This is a genomic window from Gimesia sp. (genome assembly GCF_040219335.1).
Taxonomy (GTDB): domain Bacteria; phylum Planctomycetota; class Planctomycetia; order Planctomycetales; family Planctomycetaceae; genus Gimesia.
Map to the genome: position 1 here is coordinate 659,384 of NZ_JAVJSQ010000004.1, position 25,303 is coordinate 684,686.

The window sequence follows — 25,303 nt, forward strand, 5'->3', positions numbered from 1 at the left end:
GCTGGGTCAAAAGTCTGACTTACTTCTTTTCCCAGTTCGAGAAAAACGTCGTCAGCCGCTGAGTCTCGCCAAAGATATACAAGGCAGCAGAAATGTGTCCCGCGTCCAGCCAGACCAGTTCGGGCTGTTTCCCAATCGATTCCCAGAGTGCCACCGCTGTTGACGGAGGCAGAATCTCGTCGTGTCTGGCAGCCACCATCAGCACATCCCGGTCTTTCAACAGGTGTCCGTAAGTATGCGGATCGACGGGTGACATGATTTTCACAAATGACTCAAACGTGCCCCCGTGTTCCAGCCACTGCTTGCGGAACAACCGGGCATGCGGATGCGGATTCTCCCAGATTCCCAGCGCCAGATTTCCTCCGCCAAGGTAAATCGCGACTTTGGAAAACCGCGGCTCCGCTTCAGAGGACAAGGCAGACATGATTCCTCCCAGGCTGATCCCGGTCACTCCCAGGCGGTCTGCATCGACTTCTTCCCGACTGGCCAGCCAGGCTGCCGCGCGACGGATATCCAGCACGGCTTGAGTCATCCCTGCTGCGGTATGTTCCGGCACGAATGAAATCATGCGTCTGCCACTGAATTCGCCGGTTCCCCGACGCTGGGCATAGTAAGGCATTTTGATGGTCAGTGCTGCAATCCCCTGTCGGGCGAGAGCGTTAGCTGACATTTCTGACAGTTCAAAACCTCCGCCCAGAATATGCAGACAGACACATGCTGGGAAAGGCCCCTCTCCCTCTGGCTGATAGTAATGACCGTGGACGGTATTGTTTTCTTTCACTTCTGTCTTCACAGGTGAAGGAAAGCTGACATCATACACTTTGACCGGACCACTCATCCGTTTGAACTGGCACTGGAAAGGAAACGTATGCGGATCGAGGTGAAACCGCTCGGGAACCCGATCTTCTTTGCTTGTCGTTTCAAAGCGAACCTCCCCCTGCTCTGGAATGTCCACATACAGAGGTTCCATCGGTTTGGATTCAGCCTGCACAGCAGTCGACATCAGGGCCAGGAAGCCCAGAACTCCCCAGAGCATACTCCATGCTCGACGATGCAGTTTTAAGTTTTGTGGAATCGGCATTGTCAGTCTAACTTCCTGATTTTTGACATGAAAATACGGGAAAGATTCTCCTCCGTGAGAGTCTCGGGAGGCTGAGACTATTCTACGCCAAAAGCACCGGAAACAGTAGACCGATTCTGCCTTAACCGGGAGCACCTGTCCCGGTCATTGGAAAACGTTTTTTGTCTGGAGTTCGAGAATCAAAGTTCAAGACCAGACTTGGAATTTCACTAAATTATTTAATATCAGCGTTTTCGGGAAAGATAGTAAATTGACTCCCGCACCGCGGCTGATAATAATAAGAGTAGATCGGAAAGAAATTCTCAAAAAGAGTTCATCTTTCCGACAGGATTTGACGTAGTAATTACGTACTCCTGCTTACGGGGGCGATCGGATTCGACTGGTTCGCCGTATGTTAGGGTGGCGTGCCGTGGTTGATCAGTTGGCCACGTTAAAAGCTGATCACAATCTAATTGCAAACAAGCAATTTTCAATGGCTGCTTAATATAGCAACCCCGGCTTAGGAATCCCTGTCTGAGGAGTCCGAAGGCTGGTCACAAAATCAGACTGGCATCAGATCAATGTCCGCTCCGTCTGATGCGAGATCCGTGGTGGACTGGTTTCCGAAAGGCTTTGTTTGTCGTGCCCGAAGAAACGAGACTCAAACGATAAAATACGCACGTAGAGGCTCTAGCTGAGGGTTCACAGGACGCGGGTTCAATTCCCGCCGCCTCCAATTTGGCCAATTTGCGAGAATTCGCAAGTTGGCCTTTTTTATTGATTTACGGCCATTTCCTTGATTTTCAAAGCTTTTCAGCGTTAAATAGGTCCAATTAGAGGTCCAATTAAGCGGTTTCCTGGGTCCAATTAGACGTTAGTGGATAGAGCTTCGGAGGTCGAAATCAGCCAGCCCAACGGAAAGATCACGCGGCGGCACAACCGTCAGAAATCGGGCCGAAACGGCGAAACCAAGGGGGAACGTTTTTTCCTTCAAGGGAAGCGGTGGCGATTTCCCCGTGATCTTATCCACCAGGAAGTAGAGACGCGTATTTCGCGGCTTCGGGAGCTGTGGAATGACCATGAGCGATTCCAACACACTCAAGTTTTCATCACCCCAGGAATCGTGGAAACTCTCCCAGAATTTGCCCTGGAGGATGAAGCGAAGCGTTTCCGAAAATGGCAACAGACTGCAGAAACCTCTGTCAGCGACTCCGAACAGGGGTTATCGTCTCACCGGTGGCCACCTTTCGGCAGCAGCGGACTAAATGGTGGTGTGACAAGAGGGGAAACTGAAACTGAATGGTCCCCCCTGGCCCTGTGGATTGCCGAACAAATCAAAAAAGGCATTCAACCAGTCCCCCTTCCGCCGCTCCCCGAACTGCTGAAATCCATCTATCAGGAAGACCGCATTGATTACCGCTTTGGACATATTGCCCAGCTGTTTTCGGGGCCTCCTGAGTCGCACCCACCAACGACTGGTGATTTACGCTGGCAGGATGCGTTCAAGCTGCTGAACCGACTGACGGAAGCCTATCCATCCGTGCCATGGACCATGTCGCAGCGTCAAGTTGAAGAAACGGCCCAGTTCCATGAACAGACAGCCAGAGAGGCAATCGCGACAACAGCAAAGGTCCGTTCACAGAAGTCCCCCGAAACGAAGATCCCGCTTATTTCAGGAACCTTTCATCAGGCCCTCAAAGAATACTCCAAGTATAGAAAAGCACACTTTACCAAAGCTGGTGAGTTTGACGGTAGCGGCCACTACATGCTCGGTATGATTGAGAACTTTCAGAAAAGACAACCTAACTTGCCCCTGGCAATACTGGACTTTACGCATTGCCAGGAAATTTATGACTTCTGGAGAAATCGTCCGCTGAACCTGAGAACCAACAAACCACTTTCCAAAAAGCACTGCTCCAGTCACATCGGTGAACTCAAGAGATTCTTTATCTGGCTCCACACCTCAGACAAGTTTGCCTGGCGTCGACCTGAAGATTTTGACCTGATCGAGACCAAGGTCCAAAAATTGCCCTCAGACCGACGGTCAATCCATGATATTGAAATTAAGACATTCAGCGTCGATCACCTTAAACTTTTATATAAGCACGCTCTGCCTGCACAGCGACTCAAGATAGTATGGTGCCTCAACTGTGCCCATGGTGCGGCAGAAATTGGACGGGTCGAATGGGAAGACTTGTTTCTGAATCAGCCCCATCCATGGACAAATGAAGGCCTTAAGATCACCAGCGACAATAATGATTCCTGGTGCGGACTGTTGCGGCCAAAGACAGACGTAGTCGGCTGGTGGTGGTTGTGGCCAGAAACAGTTCAATTGATTCAGTGGTGGAAATCAGATCTTCAGCGACGAATTAAACGGGATCTTAAGTCGTCCGAACGAATCATGCTTACGGACAAAGGAGCAAATCTGTATCGCGATTCATCCCGAAATGCCCAGTCATCATTTTCAAATGAATGGAGCCGCCTGCGGACACGCGTTGCTAAGGCGGAAGGTAAGGACGCGATACCAAAACTTCCCTTTGGTACCCTTCGGGATCAGTTCAGCAACTGGCTCGGCAGTGACCAGAACCGGGCCGTGATCGCCAGCGTCGCATTGGCACATGGAATCCCACACAAGGGCGACAAGCTGCTTTATAAGCACTACTCGAATCGCCCCTGGGCCCATCTCTTCGAAGCCCAAAAAGAATATCGTCAGGCTCTTCAGCCGATGTTCGACGAAGTCACTACGCCAGCTACCTGACAGTCACTTCAGCAAGTAATTCGAGCTAACCTGGGGCAATCGGTGAATTCTCTCTCCTTTAGCTTCCTTTCAAGAGAATAATAATGGAACTTTGTCCCACTGAGCTCTAACTTCGAATGGAACATTTACAATTCATCCTGACGGTAACATCAAGCTATGGAATCCCAATCCCGAACCAAGCCCGCCCAACGAAGAAGCTGACAATACCCTTGAAAACTACGCATGCCCTCTGCTGTTTAACATGGTCAAACAACTGCAGACCTACCCGGGAATCTCTGATTGACATCTCAATGTTCGGCTGGTTCAGGTAAACCCAAGACCATTGAGATTAAGTGACGTACAGAGAATAAAAACTACTATGTTGCAACTTCAGCGATTTCCTGACTTTGCATCCAATCAGCTACATCCTTTTCAGCACGTTTGCCGAACTGCTGACCTCGCGACCATGCTCCGTGGGCTTCTTCTGCAGTCAGAGATGTCATATTGAGTCCAACGTGGGCCGCTATCTGGCGAACCTGATCGGCTACAGTTGGGAGAGCATCTTCGTTGATGGCCAGGGCTTTCTGGACCAGCCACTGGCAGCCAGATTGCGACATATCATGATCCAGGCTGATTTTGTTTTTCTTCAGTCTGGCCCTGATCTCCAGCAGAGAAGCTTGTAACTTATCCCAGGCCAAATGCCCCAGTACTGCGTTCAGATCGCCGTTCATGAGCCTCAGTCTGAAACCGAGCCATTGTACGTGATCATTGTCGGTTAGATCGAAGATGGCATCGTGCTGGGGTTCCTTAATCTGGAGTGCAGCAGATTGAAGGCGTTGGCAGATGGCACCGTACGCGTTGACGGCGTCTTGTTCAGTGTCGGCGAAAACCGCGATGTCATCTGCATAGCGGACAAGAGTCGTGCCAGGGAATTGTTCGTTCCACCAGCGATCAAAGTAGTGATCCAGATAGACGTTTAAACATAACGGCGACAGGCTTAGTCCTTGTGGAATTCCCCACTTCCGTTTTCGGTCCAGAAGTTCTTCGATCAACCCTATGACAGGGGACTGGTGGAGACGTGATCGCAGGATCTTAAGCAGTCGAGCCTTGGGAACTGATCCGAATGCGTCCTTGACGTCGAAGACGACCATATGGTGCTTCCCCTGATCCACCAATAATTTCGCCGCGGCGATGCCGTGAGCCAGTGATCGACTGGGACGAAAGCCGATGCTCAGGTCATAGAAATTCGGATCCAGCATCGGTGTAAGCAGCGTGCATAGGTTTCGGGAAAGGATGCGGCTCGAATCGTCGGGAATCTCGATAGTGCGGAAACCCTCTTTGCCAATTTTGGGAATCTTAGCCTTGCGGTATTTCCCCCGTCGAAAGCTACCACTGAGAACTTCTTTCTGCAAATTACGCAGTTGATCCCAGGGAAACCAGTTTGGATCAGCTAATTCTGCAATATCGCCGAGCATTTCATACCGACCAATTTTATTGATCGCAACGGCCAGCAGCCTGGGATTAGCAGCAGCCTTTAGCAGGCACTGGCAGTGTTCATGCATTCGTTTTTTCGCGGTGCGAGCCCACTGGTTGAGGTCTTCGTGGTACGACTTGATGGGGTCAACGAGTTCGGATCGGTTACCGAGATAATCTCGTTGAAGGTAATTGTGGCGTAGTGTGGAAATGGATTGATAGGGCATGTGTTGGGCCTTTCATGGAATGAATGAATTAAGAACCGGGGCGGAGCAAGTCTACCCAGCCCCGGCTGAAAAAATGAGGTTACGGCGGTAGCCGAACTTATTAAGAAAGCGAGCCTTGGCCCGAACCTTCCTGTCTTCAGCTTCCCCTCGACCGGCCTAGACATGCCCAACATAGATAAGAGTAAGGATCAACACATGGTCTAGAGATTAAAAATGACCGGAAACAGATCCTGGTAGTTTTCATTCATTGGCTATGCGGATCGAGAGTAGATGGAGTCACCTGTGGTGTAATATTGTTGTTTTATCTTTTCCCTCTCCATCCAGGGAATGAATTGTCCTCCTTCTGTTAGGGTTAAAGTGGTTCCGGGATCAACAGGTATTGCCTTTGTTCTTTCCTGCATCCCCTGTTCAGAAACTGTATTTCTCTTGTGGAACCGAATTCTCGATGGAGAGCTCGGTATCCGAGAAATTGTTCGAGTTGGGGTGCTGATTTATTCCTCGGTAGTCATGTACTCCCGATGCGGATCTTGTGGACCGGCTTGAATAGGTCAGTGGGAAGGAATAAGGCGGAACTGGAAACATTAGTTATCGTTTCTCTTCATTGGGGCTCATTGGTTTTCATTTGTCTTCATTCGGTCTCATGATCTTCTCAATTTAAATTCCGGATTTTAAATTGATTCAAAATGATCTTACTTCTTTGGTGATTTCTTTCGTGTCATTTCACGTTGGTAGAATCTCATAGTATCTTGTTCGGCCCGGTTCATGATCGCATCGTGCATAAAGTCGCTGATGGACATTTCACATTCGGCTGCTGCCATCTTGATGAGTTTGCGTTCCTTTGGTGTCAGTTTGACTTTCAGGTAGACTTCTTTCTCGTTCTCCTCAGTCGTTGCACTTTTCTTCTTTGCCATTGGATTCTCATTCATATATCATTGTTTGTCGTGCGGCCAGAACACCCATATGGGGTGTGTTGACCAATTCGTTTTTCATGATACAATTTCAACCTGAGCAGTCAACGGCAAAATCACCAGTTCCGTTAGGAAGGCCCAACGAGTGGGCTCACGCACCACTTGTTTCAGGGTTTTCAAGATGACCAGACCTGAGAGCGAATACGATTCGCATGCTTCTCACAATAATGGACCTGCAAGCCAAACCGAAAGGAAGCATAACCGCCTCAACTACAGTGCAAGAAAATTTCTGCAATTTGTTCATGCCCCTGGGAGCATTTTCCAGGTCTTCGTCAAGGAGGTGGATTTCCGCCCCAATCGAAACCTCATCGGTTTCTATGACATGGATCATCTGAATAAGCTTGCGGAAGATGTGAAGCAACACTCAGGCCAAGCCACTGCGATCTTCTACAGCTTGAACCCAGTCACACCATCTTGCCATAACCGGGCGAAGAACTGCCTGAAACCGGGCTTGCACGCCCAACCAGCAGAGAAATCAGACATTCTGTGTCGACATTTAATGCTGATCGACATTGACCCTGTACGCGATTCAGACTGTTCGGCGACGGATGATGAGAAAGAAGTTGCCTACTGGGCCGGGCGGATTGTGTCGCGTGATCTGAGAAAGGCGGGCTGGTCCAGACCGGTTGCGGTCGATTCGGGTATCGGTAATCGGACACTGATATTGTGTGGCCTGAATTAACAGCATGGAGACATTACAGAATCCATGGCCTGTTTTCATAAGTCTGCGAAGAATGGTAGCCCCGGCTGTGGCTTTTCCGGAAAGATGGTAACGCAGTTACGCCGGAACAGATTGAAGTTCCCCAGCAGATTCCAACAACAAGTATAATCTCAATCTTCAATAAAATAATCGGAATCAATCCGCTTAATGAAATACGACTGAGCTGTGCTCACACCGACATTGAAGTCGATCATAAGCTGGGCGAGACGGTTGCCATCTATCAACACAACTTTAGGATCAATTGTCTCAACATATTGATGAGCATCACGGGAGAACGTGCTGGTCGTCAGAAACACTCCCTTTCTGGCCCGTTTACCATGCAAGGCACCTACAAACTTCTGAATCTCGGGGCGTCCAACCTGGTTCTCCCACCTTTTGGCCTGCAAGTAAACAATATCCAACCCGAGCTGATCTTCATTTATAACACCATCAATTCCTTCATCGGCACCGGCAACGGTTAATGAACCTGCGGTATCCTGAGAGCCTCCATATCCCATGGCAAGCATCAGATCCAGCACAAGCTTTTCAAAAAAGACCGGCGTCATTCGTTTCACTTGGTAAATTAAATCTGCTGCCAAATCTTCACGTATTTGCTTGTATGCCGTCTGTAATGCTTCTTCTGGTGTCTCTATCTCAGCCTTCTTCTCGACTGCAGTAGCTTCATCATCATTTTTATCACGTGACTTAAAGTCTCTAAACTCATCAAATTGGAGCAGGAATGATTGATCAATTCGATCTACGGAGGAATTTAATACTTCACGACCACGGTCTGTTATTGTGAATTGACCTCGAGTGACCGTTTCCAATAATCCAGCACGCTCCATATAGGTCTTGGCCCAGGCGACACGGTTATGGAAAACAGTTTGCTGTCCGCTGGGCAGTAGCTTTTGTCGCTCTTCATCAGAGAGCTCAAGATAATCCGCTAAGGTATCTTTCAATATGCGAACTGTGTGTATTTTTCCATCAGAAATATGTTTTAAAAGCGGTAGCATAATGGTTTGAAAGTCGGGGATTGTCACGGCTGGCCCAGTCTACTATTTCGAAAGAGATGCGATTCGACCTTGTTCACTTATCACAGGAATCAGTATTGTCGCTCCACACTCACAATCAAGGTTATGTAGTGCTGTGATACTGCTGCCACGACAACAAAATCACTACGTTTATGGCTTTATTCTGAACAATATCCCACTTAGCTGGTCTGAGCACAACAATAAACAGAACGAGACACCGCAATAATCAAAAAACGACCGCGTGTTTAATCGCCTGCGGGATCTTCAATGTGATTTGAATACGCCCATGATTTTAAAATCCGGAATTTAATTATTTCACCAGCCAGACGCCAGAATCAAGTAGATCATGAATCGTTACAACATCGGTAACCAGATCCTGAAAATGTGTAGCCCGACGTCACCACGCGGAGTCGTTTCAGAAGCAGCTGACCGCCGTAGCATCAATCGCGATGCTGGCCATGAGCGAGAGCTCCGATCCCCTCCCCTACAAAAACCTCTCCAATAATCACAGTCGGTTTACAGCCACCTCCCTGTCGAGCCAGATTCTCCGCCTGGAGCCGGTGACTGCTCCAGCGATGCTGGAGAGCCTCCCGGGTCAGCAGATCACGCCCCTGCCCTTCGGGCCAAGTGATGTTGCTCTAACGACCATCGTTGTTTGCCAGCAACTGGGGATTCATGGTATACAGTCAGACTAAAGAATCGAAAAAAACCAACAGTCAGACGACGGCACCAATCTATCCGATCGGCTGTCTGAGGGGTTTAAAAGACAGTGGACATGGCCTCCATCTTGAAGCTGGATGGCTTCCACAAATGCAAGAAGTTCTTGTTCTAATAGAAGTTACCAACTCCCAGAGTCACGAGTCATTTGTAACCGATATGTTTCTCTTACGTCATTCACAGAACCAACCGAATGAAGTTTTGACCCTATACCATTTTGAGCCCTGTATACAAAAACGGAAGGTCCTTAATTTGACTTTTTGTAATCGTCGACGCCGTAATGACGCATTTTTGAAATGATTGTATCCGTTCGACACGGATTTTGTCTGTTTCCGAAAACGAACCACACGATCGGTTATGTCTTCCTGAAATGCATTCCGCTTATTCATCTCGCCAGGACCTGGCAGTTGGGGTGAGTAAACTACCCATTTCAGCGAATCGCGATTTATGGATTTGCTGATTATTTTGAATCCTTGGCCGAACCTGTGGCACGCCATTTTCATGAAACCATTTCACCAGTGGCATCCATTCTTCAGCCCGTTGAGTATCTCGAACATGATTCTTTACGAGCGAAAGCATTTTATTCTTGTCAGTTTTCGGAAGCTCACTATTGAGGAGCAGTCCATACTCAGGGGTCCCTTTATACCCAGGTGGCAGGAATGTCTTGGCTACTGCATATTGACCATCAAATACAATTGGGCAATATCCCAGGCGATACTCAAAGTAGTCCTGGCTTGAGTCGTAATCCTGCTTCCCCAGAATTCCTTCCACATACACTTCGTGCGTGAAATAGATCGAACTCCCGCAGGCCCTGAAGAGAACAACGGCAGGTTGATTGTCGTGCAAAGTTGTCAATTCAATCCGTGGTACGTACGCTACAAATCGAACAATATCCATCAGGTCTGAAACGTGCGTTCTCCATCTGGGAGCGATTCGCTCACAGACCCGCTCTAGAGCATGCGTAGTGAAAACAAGATGCTTCGTGCCCTCCGCAACCTCAAGAGATGGAGAGTTCAATCCAAAATGAATATTTCCCTGCAAGGTCCTCTGAGAGATCACTCTCTGACAATTCAAAAAAATGATCTTATCTTTTGGCTGAATGATAAAGTGATTGTGAGGCATGAACCGGTTCTTAATGCTTTCAGGGATCAGTGAGTAGATAGCCTGCGAAAGTCTATTTTGTTCTTCCTGTAGCCAGGCGTCCCCAGCATTGAGGTTAATTTCCGCACGTTCCTCGTTCACAATTTCGCGTAATGTTTCAATATGTTGGAAACCATAATTTGCCATAAGTTTCCATGTCTTTTGGTCAAAATCGTCGAAGTACTCGGTATCTTCAAAGTTGATTTTCTGGGCAGCAGAGTAAACCGCATCAGTGAATTCAGGGGCTGCCGTACAACCCGATGCGACCTTGAATTTCGGGAAGCGACTGCCTCGTTTCCATTGATCCTTGCGAACTGCATCCTGTTTTTGACGCTTACGACGCCTGAGTTCCTTTCGCTTTTTCTTTTGATGGCGTTTAACTGACTTTGTACCCGGCATTCATGTTCCTCCGCTTCAGTTTGTGGATACTTGAGAAATCCCAGAGTTGCTTTCTTTCGAGAAGGCCTGTGAATTGCTCCTGGGACTCACCCTATGCATATCGAACCGGCGTAACACAAACTGGCTTCTGTGAGGGAATCGCCAGCAGTAAATCAAAGGTGACTTGAGACTGCTGCCAGGAACGTGAAAAAGCCGCCTGCAGACGAGTCTGCGGCGGCTTGGGAGTTATCTAAGCTGGAACCAGGTCAAACCGCCGTGTCGGCTGTATCAGCCTTATATGGGCTGATACGGATCAACTGTGATCTCTTATATCCATTAACCAGGTTCTCAAACGCATCCAGATTGTGTGGACGGTAAAGTGCCATCCACTCAAGCCGGAGCACAGCCACCATGGCTTTAATGATGTTGTCATGCGTGACTTTTCCGAATACTTTTCCCTTAAGAGCTGGACGAATGCAGTACCTGTTTAGCTCTTTGGAGATTTTACAGTCTTTGGGAATGATCTGAATTCCAGAATGGCATAGCTGGACCTTGGACTGACCTTGTAGAACATTCTCGTTCACGAACGGTACAACCATCTGGACGGTTACCAAGGCATCACACCAGGTATGAGGACCATAATTAGATCGCAGAAATGGTAATTTTCCATCGTTTAAAGTAACACGTCCCCATGCAACAACCTGATACCCCTCACGTTCCGATACTGGCACTGCCAGTAACGCCCGGTAGGCCTTTACCAACCGAAGTCTCACAAAGCACCAGGGGCACACCTTCGGATTCTTACAGGTCTTCGTCTTCGGAAGAGCGTTAAACCCACACGGTGGGCAGTTCAAGGCGTAAGTATAAGCTCGCCTATTCTCCGGTTGGGCCGTAATCGCCCTGTAGTATTGATACCGATAGGCATTCAACAGAACCTGAGCTTTCGCCAGATCGGTACTGCCGTAATTCTGGGGCATCTTGTCGAGAATACAATGTCGAAGTAATAAGAGAGAAGTCGACTTGGCCTTCGGTGTTAGTTTGAAATCAATGGTGCTTTTGGGTTTCTGCGATTCCATGATCATGCCCCCTTCGAACTGAAATTATGGGGACTTAACCTGACAAAGTTGTCAAGTAAATCGTTTCTACTCTCCCTAGAGAGTATGTGTGGCGACAAGTCGCCCACGCATACAGAAGATGAAATCGCACATTGAAAGCATCTTAAAATCCGGATTTGAAGTTTCATTTTACTGCCTCGATTCGTGAAGTAAATGTTCCGCGGTGGTCTTACATTGAATCAAAGCCGGTTGAACTGAATTCTCCTTCGAAGGAACACTGATTCAATTCTTTGCGAGTCTTGTCTCAGGCCCGGATTTCATCCGGCCTGACATACTCTCTAAGTGAGAGTAGAAACGACTAATCTGACAAGTTTTGCAAGTTAGTTCCTGACTTGGGAAATCATTCCGACTTGATTCATCCATATCTATCGCGACTGCGTAACACGGGGTGGTTTCACGAAGCTTCCTCTTCTGAATGTCGCCCTGGCACCGAATGGTGGGGATACAAAATAACCTCACTCGAAACCAATAATGAATTCCGAGTGAGGCGAGAGGATACACAAGCGGTTTGTCAGTTATTAAGTGAAAACCACTTCGAAACTACAAATACAGATCGCTGGAGCGTAACACGACTAAAAGGTGCCGGTACCCAGAGCCAGAAAAGGCCGTCAACCACATTGACTGGAGGCGGGCCCCATGTAAACGGGCCCTCACACATAGGAAAGGGAAAGCTCTGGTTGGTCACGATCCCATCCGGATAATCATTAACTGATTCCATCTCATTGACGACAGAGAATCCATATGAAATTCTTTAGACTGTCTGCTTTATAGCGTAGTAGACAATGTTCAAAATAAATCGCGTATGCACTCTGGTCCGCATTCATAATGCCCATGCTAACCTCATTGAATTATCGGAAGGTCTCGGGCACTTCTTTTTTGATTGACCTTTAATCACCCTTTGGGGATTATTTTAACTCTCTAGTAACTGAGCAAATTCTAAGCCATCCTCAGAGAAAACCTTATTTATCAAGTTTCCGTCGAAGAAACTTTCACAGAATTGAAATAAACCAATTTCAGTCATTACCTCAAGATGTGAAATTGTGGCAGATAAGCCGAATGCCTTCTTTCTTGTTTTAATCATCTGGTCAATAAAAATGGATGCCCTATCAACTTCTCTTGGATCACCTTGCGGTTTTCCGTCAGAGGAATAATCCATAATCCACAGCCGATTATTGGGAACGACTAATACTGGCAAGACTAATGTGTAGCTATTTTTGGTTGTTGTAGCTCGCCAGTCATCACAAGAATCGTTAACTAAATCATATGATGAATGAATAGCCTGCGACCATTTATCATAGACTTCTGCATCATTTCCAGTGATGTCTTTATTCTGGGTAGTACGTCCGACTTGGGAGCATGATTTACCTACATAATCTCCTACTGAATAAAGGCTGTGGTAACCTTTAATGCGAAGGCGTCTTCCTGGCGAACCATGGTCAATTCTATGAGAATGAATAACCTCATGGAAACTTTCATTTTCAGTTCTCGGTATCCTCATGATCAGAAGAGGAAAGTTACTTCGGAGATTTTTACACTCGATCGCCATTTTGACTGTGTATTTCATGCGAGTCATTCGAGATCTGATATCGAACTGACGAGGTTTATTGGTTACAGGATCTGAATAAGAACCACTGTGTTGACATTCAATATTGAGGGAAGTCAACTTTGAGAGAATATTGAGTTCGAAACCAAAGTCTGAGGTATTGTTCACGAAATCTTTGATATCGTCGGCTTGGATAGGATCGTCGTTAAGTTTGACCATGAAAATTTAACTCAGCTATGAAAAAAGAAGATTGTTTATGTTTCTTTCGTACTCAAATATCGTATGAGTTTCCCAATCTACACATTTGTGCGGTTAAAAGTCTAGTGGCCTGCAAGCAACAAGCAGGATACACATAAAAATGCTCCACCTAGTTCCCCTTCATTCCGCCGTCGCGTCAGCCTTGACACTTTCCAGGTTGATGTGACGGAGGAAATGGTCCCTTTGTTTTGTCCCAAGCCGATGCTTTTCGACCGCATTTCCCAGATGCCCGCAAGCTTTATCATGATGCTCGTGCAACAACCCTAAAATTCCAGTAAATTCTGGCAACTCATGTCATGCAAACAAGGCCCCGATTGATGACAGCCAAAACTTGGATTTCTTTTGTGGGATACAAATGAAAAAGCCCGCCGACCGCGATTGAACGCAGCCGACGGGCCAGCAGATGCACTCAGATTATGATCTGAGTTATTGGCAATGCGATCTCAGCATCAGGCGATCTTAGGATGATCCTGGCTGATCACGATGTCATCCTGATCATCGGGACCGTCGGCAACTCCTGATTCCGAATCTTCGACCATGAAGAAGCCATAACGATATGTGGCTTTTCCATCTTCGAATCGTCTTCGCACTTTCTCTAGTCGGAACTCGACGCGTTGATCTTCCTCATCCTCAGAAAGTACTACGAATTTCTCATCCACATGAGCACTCAGCACTTTGCCCAGGCCCCGCTTTTGAGCTTCGTATGAACTCCGTTCATTCTTCGGAATGAGAGGATCAATAAGTCCCAGTCGACCGACTTCAGCCACGACATCGCTGATGGGCAAACACTTGTCTAATAAGTGCGACCCCAGAACCGCGATGCTACTGCGAATTGGATCGTCAGCCACACGACGGTCAGCATAATTATCGAGAAAGCCCTCAATACCGTTGACCATAAGGATGCCACCGATCACATGAGCCCACCCCGTACAGGGGTGGTACTTGGATTTATCCAGCGGCTTTCCGACTGCCCGCCAGCGAGCGATCATGCCGTAAGCTTCAGCGGCAATCTCCTCTCGATAACGGGGCAGATACTGGTGACGTGGATTACCGATATCACTGCGACGGTCTGTGATGCTGCCGTTCGGCTTCAGGTGAATCGGGAGTCCCCGGTTCAACAAGTCCTCTGACAACACCCCGAAGTTCGTCGACATCGACATCACGATCTCGTTTCGAATCCGTCGTGGTTCCGCCCTGCCCCCGGGGGAGAACAGCGTCGGCGATGGATCCGTTACGAATCGCTCGACAAAAGCCGAAGCAATCTTCGATCTGCCATTCACACGGGCATTCTCAAGCCGAATCATTCCCAGTAAAGGATCCGTATTGAGACTGGCGATGATTGCCTTCTGAGTCGCCCAGTCCGCTGGCTCCCAGCTGACCGAAGTCTTAGGCGTCATCCCCGCGATAAAGTCCAGAACGGTATCCTTACCACTGTGGCTCTTCGATGCCGTCGCCAGGATAATCGGCTTAGCACCAGGCCAATGATGCCTGAGTAAGACCGTCAGTAATCCGGCAACCGCATTCGCCCGGTCAGCCTGCGTATGGAAATCCATCACATCCAGGAACGTGTTGATCCGTTCCATTGAATCGGACACTTCTGGAGATTCACCAACGAAGAACACTCGATGTCCAACACCACCGTCGTTGTAACCGGGATTCGTCAATGTGAATTCTGGCAGATACTCAGGTTGCGATGAAATTCGATCTACAGAGACAAAACGAGAGAGAAATGCTTCTGTATTAAGCATTTCTTCCAGAGTCCCTGCGGAGATCCGACTGGGCTTCTGCTTTCCATTGAGAAACCGATGCAGATCAATGCGATCGGCAATCACAGCGGAAAGCTGTTTGCCCTTGGTTATGCTTCTGGGCGTGCCATCAGGCTTGACCAGAAACAATCCACCATCGTGACCAGGCTGACGGAACAAGTCCCCCGACCTGGCCAGAGCCCTGCCGAGAGCCTCGAAGTTTTCCCAGGCTGGCGACTCGTCATGCCAATACACCTGCGTGCGGCCTGTTACGCCGCTGGTATTATTTGAATCATATTTTACCTCATTTAAATTATTAGTAATCATAATAGTTTTCTCCACGAAGGATTGTTTTGTCCCCACACACCCGGCACACCATGCACAATAAAACGAATCTGCGTTCGCTGTAATCATCATCAGTTGCACCTTTATGATTGAGTTGTGGGATTGTGTGTTGGCCCCAATGGCCAATCATCACTGACAAACTGGTCCTTCCCTCCTTAGAGACCCGGAAGCTGTCGTCGCCAACGAGGCGACCCGAGTAGTGATTCGTTATGAATCGTAATCACATTTGGCAAGAGCTCCGGCCTTGTGTCGAATCTCAAGCCGCCTGTCACATGACATCCCAGTTTTATTGATGCCGGTGCCAGGATTGGGCCCTGGCGAGTGTCTTCACGCGAATAATTGATTCGTTGTTCGACTTTTGGTGTTGTCCGGGCCGCATGGACCTCACCACCTCGCCTGCCCGTCAGCTCAACGGGCTCGACGCCGATCTGACCGTAATGGTGATCGACACCGATTGATGTGCTTTGCCTGGCTCCTCCTTACATTTACGTGTTACTCGGGTTTCCACTCAGGTTTCCTGGCCTGCTGTGACAGCCGTGTTGGGCGTGTCGGGTTACATAGACCATTTTTTCCTGACTCACCCAATACCTATCGCGGGGGCGTAACACGGAATTGTCAGAATTTTCTCAAGCGGCATTCAGAATGAGGTTTCAGGGGAGAGCGGTAACAGGATCTGGAAAGAATTTGTGAGGTGTGTGGGGGGTGTGCAGGGGCTATATAAGAGAGAAAAAAACTTCGTGAGGAGTCTGATTTACCCCATAATTTAAAACTCCGTGACTGCCTGCTTATTTGATGAAAATTTCGATGTAGCGAAGCTGGCCGGAGAACCAGAGCTCATACCCGGGAACATTGTTTAAATTCCAGATTTTAAAATTCCTGGAATCTCTTCGCCCTGACCGAGTTCCGCCCGTCGTAGTAACCTTAATAGTGGCATTCTGTTGTAGTCTTTGTTAACCTTTGGGGGACAGATGTTACGACGTTCTCCATCCGCTGAACACCTACCGGCTGTTTCGGAGAAAGGATCTGTAAGCCTTTGTCTATTCGGTCGCCAGACGGGCGACACGGCAACCAAGATGACAACAGAACAATAGACGCAGGAAGCGATGGCAAATAACAACTCAGAAACTGAACGACGACTGTGGGATGCAGCGGATGAATTCCGGGCGAACTCCAACCTGCGGTCCAGCGAATACTCCACTCCTGTACTGGGGCTGATCTTCCTACGATATGCCGATTTCCGGTTCAGTCAGGCCGAACATGAACTGGAGGGCAAAGGTTCCGGTCGCCGACAGATAGGCAAGGAGGACTACCAGGCCAAAGGCGTGATGTACCTGCCGCCCGAAGCCCGGTTCTCTCACCTGCTCGACCTGACTGAAGGCGACAATATCGGGAAGGCGATCAATGCGGCGATGAAAGCCGTTGAAGCCGAAAACGAAGACCTTAAAGGTGTCCTACCCAAAACATACACCAAGATCGAAAATTCAACATTGATCTCGCTGCTGAAGAACTTCTCCCAGCTGGACGTCGATGCCGAAGGGGATGTATTCGGTAAGATCTACGAGTACTTCCTGGGCAACTTCGCCATGGCCGAGGGACAGAAAGGGGGCGAGTTTTTCACGCCGACCTCCCTGGTCAAGCTGATCGTCGAAATCATCGAACCGTATCATGGTCGCATTTACGACCCGGCCTGCGGATCGGGCGGTATGTTCGCCCAGAGTGCCGACTTCATCAAAGCACACAATAAAAGGCCGTCGGATGAGATTTCCTGTTATGGTCTGGAGCGAGTCACTGAAACCCGCCAGCTCTGCCTGATGAACCTGGCCGTGCACGCGATGTCGGGCGATGTCCGGCTGGGGAACAGTTATTATGAAGACCCGCACGAGTCGCTGGATAAGTTCGATTTCGTCATGGCCAATCCTCCGTTCAACGTGGATAAGGTAGACAAAGAGAAGATTAAAGACGATCCCCGCTTCCCGTTTGGCATGCCACGGGCTGACAACGCCAACTATCTGTGGATCCAGCTGTTCTACAGTTCGCTTAGTGACAAAGGCCGGGCCGGTTTCGTCATGGCCAACAGTGCCGCCGATGCCCGGCAGTCGGAGATGGAGATCCGCAAGCAGCTGCTACAGGAAAACGCTGTCGATGTGATGGTCGCCATCGGTCCCAACTTCTTCTACACCGTTACGCTCCCCTGCACGCTCTGGTTTCTCGACAAAGGTAAGGCGGGCACCGACCGGGAAGATAAAGTGTTATTCATAGACGCCCGACATACGTTCAAGCAGGTCGACCGGGCTCACCGCAAGTTTAGCCCCAAGCAGATCGAGTACCTGGCCAACATCGTGCGACTGTATCGGAGCGAAAAGCCGGAGTTCATCGCGGGCGATGACGAAGAAGTCCCCGGTGAGGAGCCTGATCTGAAGGCTACGTTCTCCAATCTGGAATACGTCGATATTCCAGGGCTTTGCAAAGTAGCGACACTGGCCGAAATTGAAGAACAGGGCTGGAGTCTAAATCCAGGTCGCTATGTCGGCATAGCCGATCGTGAGGAAGACGACTTTGTCTTTGCCGAGCGACTGGAAGAACTCAACGAAGAGCTGGAGGTGCTGAACAGCGAAGCCAGTGAACTCGAAGAACGGATTGCGAATAATGTAGCCAAATTATTAGAGGAAGCCCTCAGATGACTGCCACCGATTGGACCGAGACACCTCTTGGCGAACAGCTTACCTTTCAGCGTGGATTCGATATCACCAAGAAAGAACAGGAAGATGGTCCTTACCCTGTTGTTTCATCTTCTGGAATTAAAAGCCATCATAAAGAATTCAAAGTAAATGGCCCCGGTGTTATTATTGGGCGAAAAGGAACTTTGGGCACTGCGTTTTACGTGGATAGTGATTTCTGGCCACATGACACAACGCTTTGGGTAAAAGACTTCCATGGAAATGACCCGAAGTTTGCCTACTTCTTTGTCCAATGCATGGGCTTTGAGCAATACGACTGTGGAGCATCCAACCCGACTCTTAATCGCAACCATATCCATAAGTTGCCGGTATTGTTTCCTGGCCTCCCCACCCAACACAAGATCGCGTCGATTCTGTCGGCGTACGACGATCTGATTGAGAACAACACGCGTCGGATTGCCATTCTGGAAGAGATGGCTCAGGCGATTTACCGGGAATGGTTCGTCCACTTCCGCTTCCCCGGCCACGAACACGTCAAGCTCGTCGATTCACCACTTGGACAGATCCCGGAAGGCTGGGAGGTGAAGAAACTTGGAGATGCTATTGAACTGCCCTATGGAAAGGCACTCAAGAAGGCTGACCGCAAAGGTGGCGATGTTGCTGTCTACGGATCTGGCGGAATCGTTGGATATCACGACGAATTTCTTTCAGCGGGGCCTGGGATTGTCGTTGGTAGAAAGGGTAATGTTGGCAGCGTATTTTGGTCAGATGTCTCGTTCTACCCGATTGATACAGCGTTCTACGTGAAGTCAGATTTGCCACTTCACTATGTGTACTTCAATCTTCTTTTGTCACAGCAATTCCTAAACAGTGACGCCGCGGTCCCCGGACTTAATCGTAATCAAGCATATTCGAATCCGTTTCTCATACCAGAAAATGACTTGCTGGATTCGTTTACCCAGCAAATCGCACCAATTTTTTCACTCACTCGCTCACTCCGGTCGCGAAATAGAAACCTCCGAACAACCCGCGACCTTCTGCTCCCCAAGCTGATCTCCGGCAATCTCGACGTCGAAGACCTCGACATTGATGTAGGAATGGCCACCGAGGCAATGGAGGAGACGACGGCATGAAGGTTTATGGACTCGATTTCACCAGTGCTCCCGACGCTGCCGGTTCCCAAGCCCGGAAGAAGAAAAGGCTCTTGCTGGCAAAATGCACTTTTCAAAACAACGTTTTAACCGTTGACGACTTCGAGGAACTCAATTGTGAAAAGGGTGATTTCTCACGTTTTGAAGACTGGTTAAACAACACAGATGGGCCTTGGATCGGCGGCGTCGACTTTCCCTTTGGTCAACCTTCGCAACTGCTGGAGGATCTGGAATGGCCTGTCACCTCGTGGAGTGACTATGTTGAGCATATTAAAGACCTGGGCAAAGCAGGATTTGAAGATGCGTTAGTGCAATACAAGGCAGACAAGCCTGACGGGCAGAAGCACATCAAACGGGTTATCGACTCGATGACGGACGCCCATAGTCCGATGACTTTAGACCATACGCCGGTCGGAAAGATGTTCTTCGAGGGCTCATGGCGTCTTCGAGAGTCAGATGTGTCGGTTTTACCTGTACGCCCCGTGGACGAAGCAACGAAGATCGTGATTGAGGCGTATCCTGCTTTGGTCGCCCGTAAATGGACGAGTCGCAAACCGGGATACAAAAGTGATGATCCTGAAAAGGCAGATGAGTACGCTGAATTCGCACGGTGTGATATTGTCTCAGCGATTCGTGGCCACGACAAAAACAATTGCAGGCCATCATTTGTTGACCGTTACGGTTTCACCGTGCGGATGACGGATGAGCAAGCACGTCAATGCGTTAACGATTTTACCGGCGACACACTGGATTCAGTGCTCAGTGCGATACAGGCGGCGTGGGCTTATAGCAAACAAGATTCAGGGTACGGAATCCCGAAGCAAGCGGACACTCTTGAGGGCTGGATCTGCGATCCCGAGACAGTCGTGACTGATGAGGGACTCGGAGTTGCGTATTTTCACGGAGAACTTAATTCGATCCAACAGATTTCGCAGGTAATTGGAAATTATTCGGCTGGCGAGTTCAATTCTCCAACACGGTCAACAATACCAATGTTGTCTCTTTTGATGCACAACCCGACCATGTTCAATGCAATCGTTGACCAGCTTGGGATGCCGCAAGAACGACAGCTGTTCCTGGAATACAAGGTAAGTTCGCCCGCAAACAGTCGGACAAAGTCCCATACGGACATCATGCTTAAGTCGGGATCGGATGCCTTGGCAATTGAAGCAAAGTGGACTGAGCCCATGTATGACGACGTCCAAACATGGCTCTCTAAGGTGACCAATGGTCCGGCGGTGCTTAACGGATGGCTGGAACTCATCCTGAAGGTACTTGCAAAAAAATCGCTGAAGGCTGAAGACTTCCGCGAAGTTATCTACCAAATGCTTCACCGTGCGGCATCCGCCGCTGCAACTGGATACCGGCCTCGCCTGGCTTACTTTCTTTTCAAGCCATCTCCTGACCCACAATCCGCATCGACTGATGCGATAAAGTCTGCACTCACAACTCTGTGGGGAAAGCTGGGCAAGCCCAAGAAGTTTCCATTCTATGTTGTCGAGATCGTGACCGTTCCGAGTGCCGCATACGAATTGATTCGCAATGAACCTAAATGCGAAGCGACGTCTGAACAGTTGAAAACAGTATTAAAAGGTGGCGAACCACTCTTCGAGTTTGAATCTTATTCAATATCAGAAATCGGAGTAGATTGATGAGTACCGGTTTCTCCGAACACGCACCGGTTGGACCATCAACGCAAATACGTAATCCATTCGACACGCGAATGGTATTCTTCCGGATCGGATGGATGGACCGTTATCGCGGTGTCACGTCGTCTGACACCATTAAACGTGGCGGTGCATTCGTTGAGGAACATGGCTTTGGTTTTGAGGCATATAATTACTTGCCCTTCGATGGAATGGTCTATGGCTGGGTGATGCCAGGTCGTCGAAAGAAAGGCGTCGAACTGAAAATTGACATGGTCAACGAGGACTTCGCCACAATCAACCTGAAACGTATTGGCGGAAAATCATCGGATCAATCTCTGTCCAATGTCATCGTCGTTTGGGTTGCCACAGCACCAGAGGGCGGGGCATACGTTGTTGGTTGGTACAAAAACGCCACTGTGCTGAAGCAGCCACAGGACCCACCCGAGGGTGCCAATCGAACGTACGGCGATTTTCAGGTCGGATATGTTACCTATGCGGATGAAAATGATGCGGTTCTGCTACGACCGTTTGAACGCACGATTGAGGTTCCCCAACACGGCCCAGGGAAAATGGGGCAATCGAACCTTTGGTACGCAGACGATCCGTCGAATCAGTACCATCGCAATGTTCGCCAGGAAGTCTTGAACGTAATTCGTGGTGGAGCCCCCAATTCACCTCCTCTAAAGCCCCCTGTTCAACCGGATGTTTTCCTGCGTCAACAGGTTGAAAAGGCCGCGATTAAGGAAGTCTCGAAGCACTTTACTGAACTTAAATACAACGTGACGTCGGTCGAACGTGACAATGTGGGCTGGGATCTCGAAGCCAGGATGGAAAAGCGATTCCTTCGGTTGGAAGTCAAAGGGCTATCAGGCCCAGAGCTGTCGATTGGGCTGACTCCGAACGAGTACATCAAGATGTTAGAGCATCGTACTTCGTATCACTTGTGCATAGTGACGAACGCAATCACGTCTCCGACTCTTTCCATTTTTCGATTCAGCCAGGAAACCAATGACTGGAGGGACAATGTTGACCGTGTATTACTCATCAGCGAAATTGTCTCGGCGAATTGCCGATTAGAGGATGAGAATTGATGAGCACCGACTTCTCCGAGGACACCCTGGTCGAACAACCCGCGATCGCTCTGTTTGAAGAGCTGGGCTACGAGTCCGCCAACTGCTGGCACGAAAAATTCGGCAGCAGCGATTCGACCTACGGCAGACAAACCACGGAAGAAGTCATCCTTCCAGACAAGCTGCGGGTAGCACTCGAAAAGCTCAACCCAGAGTTGGAATCGGATGCCATCGACCTGGCGATGGAAGTCCTGGCCCAGGATCGTGGAGCAATGGGACTGGCCCAGGCCAATCGTGAGGTCTACAAGCTACTCAAAGACGGCATTAAAGTCACATTCGAGAATGACGAAGGCGAAGAAGTCGACGAAACGGTCCGCATCATTGACTGGAAGAATCCGGAAAAGAACGACTTCTTCCTGGCATCTCAATTCTGGGTTTCAGGCAGCATCTATAAACGCCGGGCAGATCTGGTCGGCTTCATCAACGGCTTACCTTTGGTCTTCATCGAACTGAAAAAAAGCCATGGTAAGATCGAGCACGCATACAAGAACAACCTTAAGGACTACAAGTCGACCGTTCCACAGTTGTTCTGGTTCAACGCCCTGATCATTCTCTCCAACGGTTCTCAGGCGAAAGTCGGAAGCATCACCTCTGGCTGGGAACACTTTTCCGACTGGAAACGGATCAACAGTGAAGGTGAAAAAGGCGTCATTTCACTGGAAACCGTGATTCGCGGAACCTGTGAAAAGCATCGGCTTCTTGATCTGGTCGAAAACTTTACTCTGTTCGATGACGGTAAGGGTGGTTTGATCAAGATTGTCGCCAAGAACCACCAGTTCCTGGGCGTGAATAATGCCGTCCACGCGATGCAGGAGATCAAACAGAACCAGGGTCGATTGGGGGTATTCTGGCACACCCAAGGCAGCGGTAAGAGTTTCTCAATGGGATTCTTTTCACAGAAGGTATTACGGAAGGTCCCCGGCAACTGGACATTCCTGGTCATTACCGACCGTAACGATCTCGATTCGCAGATCTATAAAAACTTCGCCAGTACCGGCATTGTTACCGAAGACTGCCAGGCTGAAAGCGGTGCCCACCTGAAACAGCTGCTGACTGAAGACCATCGGTTCATCTTCACGCTGATCCAGAAGTTTGGCACCAAGAAGGGGGAAACCTACCCTGAGCTTTCAACTCGCGACAATATCATCGTGATGACCGATGAAGCCCACCGCAGTCAGTACGACACGCTGGCCCTGAACATGCGGAACGCCCTTCCCAACGCAGCTTTCATCGGCTTCACCGGGACGCCGCTGATGGCAGGTGAAGAGAAGACAAAGGATGTCTTTGGCGATTACGTCAGTATCTACAACTTTCAGCAATCAATCGAGGATGGGGCCACGGTTCCGCTGTTCTACGAGAACCGGATCCCCGAATTGCAACTGGCCAATGAAAATTTCAAAGACGATCTGGAAGCTCTGATTGAAGCCGCTGAACTGGACGAAGAGCAGAAGAAAAAACTCGAACTTGAGTTCGCCCGCGAATATCACCTGATCACCCGTGATGAGCGACTGGAAAAGGTCGCTGAAGACATCGTGACCCACTTCATGGGGCGTCGTGGCGGCAGTGATCACGCTGCTGGAAAAGGTATGGTGATCTGTATCGACAAAGTGACCGCGGTAAAGATGTACGATAAGGTCCAGAAGTACTGGAAGGCGTACCTGGGCGGTCTGAAGGCGGAACTGGCGGCCTTGGAAGGGGCGATGCCGTCTACCGGCAATACTCAAGACATTTCGATGACTGCGGAGACGTCTGAGCGTTACCAACTTCAGAAACAGAAGGAGTTGAAAGACCAGATCGCCTACATGGAGGAGACCGACATGGCTGTGATCGTCTCCCAGCAGCAGAACGAAGTCGAACTGTTTAAGGAAAAAGGACTCGACATCGAGCCTCATCGACTGCGAATGGTCAAGGAGGATATGGAGACGAAGTTTAAGGACGCAGATGATCCATTCCGCCTGGTCTTTGTCTGTGCTATGTGGCTGACTGGTTTCGATTCACCGTCAGTGTCAACGATCTATCTCGATAAACCGATGAAGAACCACACGTTGATGCAGACCATTGCCCGGGCCAATCGCGTCTTCGGTGAAAAGAACAACGGCCTGATCGTGGACTACGTCGGTGTCTTCCGAAACCTGCAAAAGGCACTGGCCATTTACGGATCGTCCTCAGGGGGCGGAGTCAAACCAGGCGAAACGCCCATTCAGAAAAAAGAAGAACTGGTCGAAGAACTACGACTGGCCATCGCCGAAGCAGTCGATTTCTGTAAAGATCGCGGCGTCGACATCGACGGCATCCTCAAGGCCGACGGATTCCAGAAAATCGCCTTTCTGGATGATGCTGCATCCAGTCTGGTCGATAAACAGACTGAAAACGAACTCGATGATGCGGTCGAACAGGTGATCGTCAACGACGACCTGAAGAAGCAGTTTTTATCACATTCCAATCAGGTTGTGCGGCTCTACAAAGCGATTCTGCCTGATCCCTCTGCTAATGAATTCGCCCCCACTAAAAGCCTGCTGTCCGTCCTGGCCGATAAGATCCGTAATTTCACGCCGGAAGCAAATATCGACGACATTATGGATCAGGTCGATGAGCTGCTGGACGACTCGATCGCCACTAAGGGCTATGTAATTCATGCGACTGAAACAACGTCGCTGATTGACCTGAGCCAGATTGACTTTGAGGCCCTGAAAGCTCACTTCGAGAAAGGTCGCAAACGTACTGAAGCCGAAAAGTTGAAGCAGGCTGTGGGTGATAAGTTGAAAAACATGGTCACGCTGAATCGGACCCGTACCGATTTGATGGAGAAGTTCAAAAAGTTGATCGACGACTACAACCAGGGACTTGATGTCAACGGTTTCTTCGCGAAATTGGTCTCTTTTGTCAAAGAACTGAGTGAAGAGGAACAACGTGGTGTTTCGGAACAACTGACCGAGGAAGAGCTGGCCCTGTTCGATATCTTGACTAAGCCGGAAATCGACATGACGGAAAAAGAAAAGGAAGAGGTCAAAAAAGTTGCCCGATCATTACTCCAGACCCTGAAGGAAGCCAAGCTGGTACTCGACTGGAGAAAGAAACAACGCAGTCGGGCCGGAGTCTACAGCACTGTCAAAACCGAGCTCGACCAACTCCCGCGGGCTTACACACCCGAAATCTATAATCAGAAGTGTGATATGGTCTATCAGCACATCTTTGATAGTTACCAGGGTGAGGGGCAAAGCATTTACGCATCGAAATAGGTTGCAAAGGCAAGTCGAC

General features: G+C 49.2%; 17 protein-coding genes and 1 other RNA gene. 9 read left to right on the plus strand and 9 right to left on the minus strand.

Annotated elements, in window-relative coordinates:
- Positions 1 to 19 precede the first annotated feature (19 nt).
- Positions 20 to 1,081, minus strand: a complete 1,062-nt coding sequence (locus RID21_RS03720) for an alpha/beta hydrolase family protein (protein WP_350187229.1) — start codon at positions 1,079 to 1,081, stop codon at positions 20 to 22.
- Between the two features lie 361 nt (positions 1,082 to 1,442).
- On the opposite strand from RID21_RS03720, the gene ssrA reads away from it, so the two are divergent.
- Positions 1,443 to 1,799, plus strand: a transfer-messenger RNA (tmRNA) gene (ssrA, locus tag RID21_RS03725).
- A 135-nt stretch (positions 1,800 to 1,934) separates the two neighbouring features.
- Here ssrA and RID21_RS03730 read toward each other — a convergent pair.
- The gene (locus RID21_RS03730; RefSeq protein WP_350187230.1) at positions 1,935 to 2,156 is read right to left on the minus strand and encodes a hypothetical protein; all 222 of its coding nucleotides are present in this window, start codon (positions 2,154 to 2,156) and stop codon (positions 1,935 to 1,937) included.
- Positions 2,157 to 2,183: 27 nt separating this feature from the next.
- On the opposite strand from RID21_RS03730, the gene RID21_RS03735 reads away from it, so the two are divergent.
- The gene (locus RID21_RS03735; protein ID WP_350187231.1) at positions 2,184 to 3,818 is read left to right on the plus strand and encodes a hypothetical protein; all 1,635 of its coding nucleotides are present in this window, start codon (positions 2,184 to 2,186) and stop codon (positions 3,816 to 3,818) included.
- Between the two features lie 356 nt (positions 3,819 to 4,174).
- On the opposite strand, the gene RID21_RS03740 is transcribed toward RID21_RS03735, so the two are convergent.
- Together RID21_RS03740 and RID21_RS03745 are read right to left on the minus strand one after the other, a co-directional pair.
- Entirely contained in the window at positions 4,175 to 5,497 is a 1,323-nt protein-coding gene (locus tag RID21_RS03740) for a reverse transcriptase domain-containing protein (protein ID WP_350187232.1), read from the minus strand.
- 689 nt (positions 5,498 to 6,186) lie between these two features.
- The gene (locus RID21_RS03745) at positions 6,187 to 6,408 is read right to left on the minus strand and encodes a plasmid mobilization protein (protein WP_278441185.1); all 222 of its coding nucleotides are present in this window, start codon (positions 6,406 to 6,408) and stop codon (positions 6,187 to 6,189) included.
- 178 nt (positions 6,409 to 6,586) lie between these two features.
- Here RID21_RS03745 and RID21_RS03750 point away from each other — a divergent pair, with 178 nt between their 5' ends.
- On the plus strand, positions 6,587 to 7,147 hold the full coding sequence (locus RID21_RS03750) for a hypothetical protein (RefSeq protein WP_350187233.1): 561 nt from the start codon (positions 6,587 to 6,589) through the stop codon (positions 7,145 to 7,147).
- A 149-nt stretch (positions 7,148 to 7,296) separates the two neighbouring features.
- Here the strand turns inward: RID21_RS03750 and RID21_RS03755 are convergent, their stop codons facing one another.
- Positions 7,297 to 8,205, minus strand: coding sequence for a restriction endonuclease (locus tag RID21_RS03755; protein WP_350187234.1), 909 nt, complete (start codon positions 8,203 to 8,205; stop codon positions 7,297 to 7,299).
- Between the two features lie 449 nt (positions 8,206 to 8,654).
- Here RID21_RS03755 and RID21_RS03760 point away from each other — a divergent pair, with 449 nt between their 5' ends.
- On the plus strand, positions 8,655 to 8,891 hold the full coding sequence (locus RID21_RS03760; protein ID WP_350187235.1) for a hypothetical protein: 237 nt from the start codon (positions 8,655 to 8,657) through the stop codon (positions 8,889 to 8,891).
- A 403-nt stretch (positions 8,892 to 9,294) separates the two neighbouring features.
- Here RID21_RS03760 and RID21_RS03765 read toward each other — a convergent pair whose 3' ends face one another.
- The 4 genes from RID21_RS03765 to RID21_RS03780 form a co-directional block, all read right to left on the minus strand.
- Positions 9,295 to 10,452, minus strand: a complete 1,158-nt coding sequence (locus RID21_RS03765) for a hypothetical protein (RefSeq protein WP_350187236.1) — start codon at positions 10,450 to 10,452, stop codon at positions 9,295 to 9,297.
- A 245-nt stretch (positions 10,453 to 10,697) separates the two neighbouring features.
- Complete coding sequence (locus RID21_RS03770; RefSeq protein ID WP_350187237.1) at positions 10,698 to 11,507, minus strand: hypothetical protein; 810 nt, start codon at positions 11,505 to 11,507, stop codon at positions 10,698 to 10,700.
- 949 nt (positions 11,508 to 12,456) lie between these two features.
- Positions 12,457 to 13,308 carry a hypothetical protein gene (locus RID21_RS03775; protein ID WP_350187238.1) on the minus strand — a complete coding sequence of 284 codons (852 nt, stop codon included), beginning with the start codon at positions 13,306 to 13,308 and terminating at the stop codon, positions 12,457 to 12,459.
- Positions 13,309 to 13,796: 488 nt separating this feature from the next.
- Entirely contained in the window at positions 13,797 to 15,419 is a 1,623-nt protein-coding gene (locus RID21_RS03780) for a hypothetical protein (RefSeq protein ID WP_350187239.1), read from the minus strand.
- A gap of 1,121 nt (positions 15,420 to 16,540) precedes the next feature.
- On the opposite strand from RID21_RS03780, the gene RID21_RS03785 reads away from it, so the two are divergent.
- The 5 genes from RID21_RS03785 (at position 16,541) to RID21_RS03805 (ending at position 25,284) form a co-directional block, all read left to right on the plus strand.
- Complete coding sequence (locus tag RID21_RS03785; protein WP_350187240.1) at positions 16,541 to 18,118, plus strand: type I restriction-modification system subunit M; 1,578 nt, start codon at positions 16,541 to 16,543, stop codon at positions 18,116 to 18,118.
- Positions 18,115 to 19,248 (plus strand): restriction endonuclease subunit S, encoded by a 1,134-nt coding sequence (locus RID21_RS03790; protein WP_350187241.1) that lies wholly within the window; start codon positions 18,115 to 18,117, stop codon positions 19,246 to 19,248. Before RID21_RS03785 ends, RID21_RS03790 begins: the two co-directional genes overlap by 4 nt.
- A complete protein-coding gene (locus RID21_RS03795; RefSeq protein ID WP_350187242.1) occupies positions 19,245 to 20,918 on the plus strand; it encodes a DUF6946 family protein in 1,674 nt (557 codons plus the stop codon). Before RID21_RS03790 ends, RID21_RS03795 begins: the two co-directional genes overlap by 4 nt.
- A gap of 95 nt (positions 20,919 to 21,013) precedes the next feature.
- Positions 21,014 to 22,006, plus strand: coding sequence for a protein NO VEIN domain-containing protein (locus RID21_RS03800; RefSeq protein ID WP_350187243.1), 993 nt, complete (start codon positions 21,014 to 21,016; stop codon positions 22,004 to 22,006).
- Positions 22,006 to 25,284 carry a type I restriction endonuclease subunit R gene (locus tag RID21_RS03805; protein WP_350187244.1) on the plus strand — a complete coding sequence of 1,093 codons (3,279 nt, stop codon included), beginning with the start codon at positions 22,006 to 22,008 and terminating at the stop codon, positions 25,282 to 25,284. The genes RID21_RS03800 and RID21_RS03805 overlap by 1 nt, the downstream gene beginning before the upstream one ends.
- Positions 25,285 to 25,303: the final 19 nt, after the last annotated feature.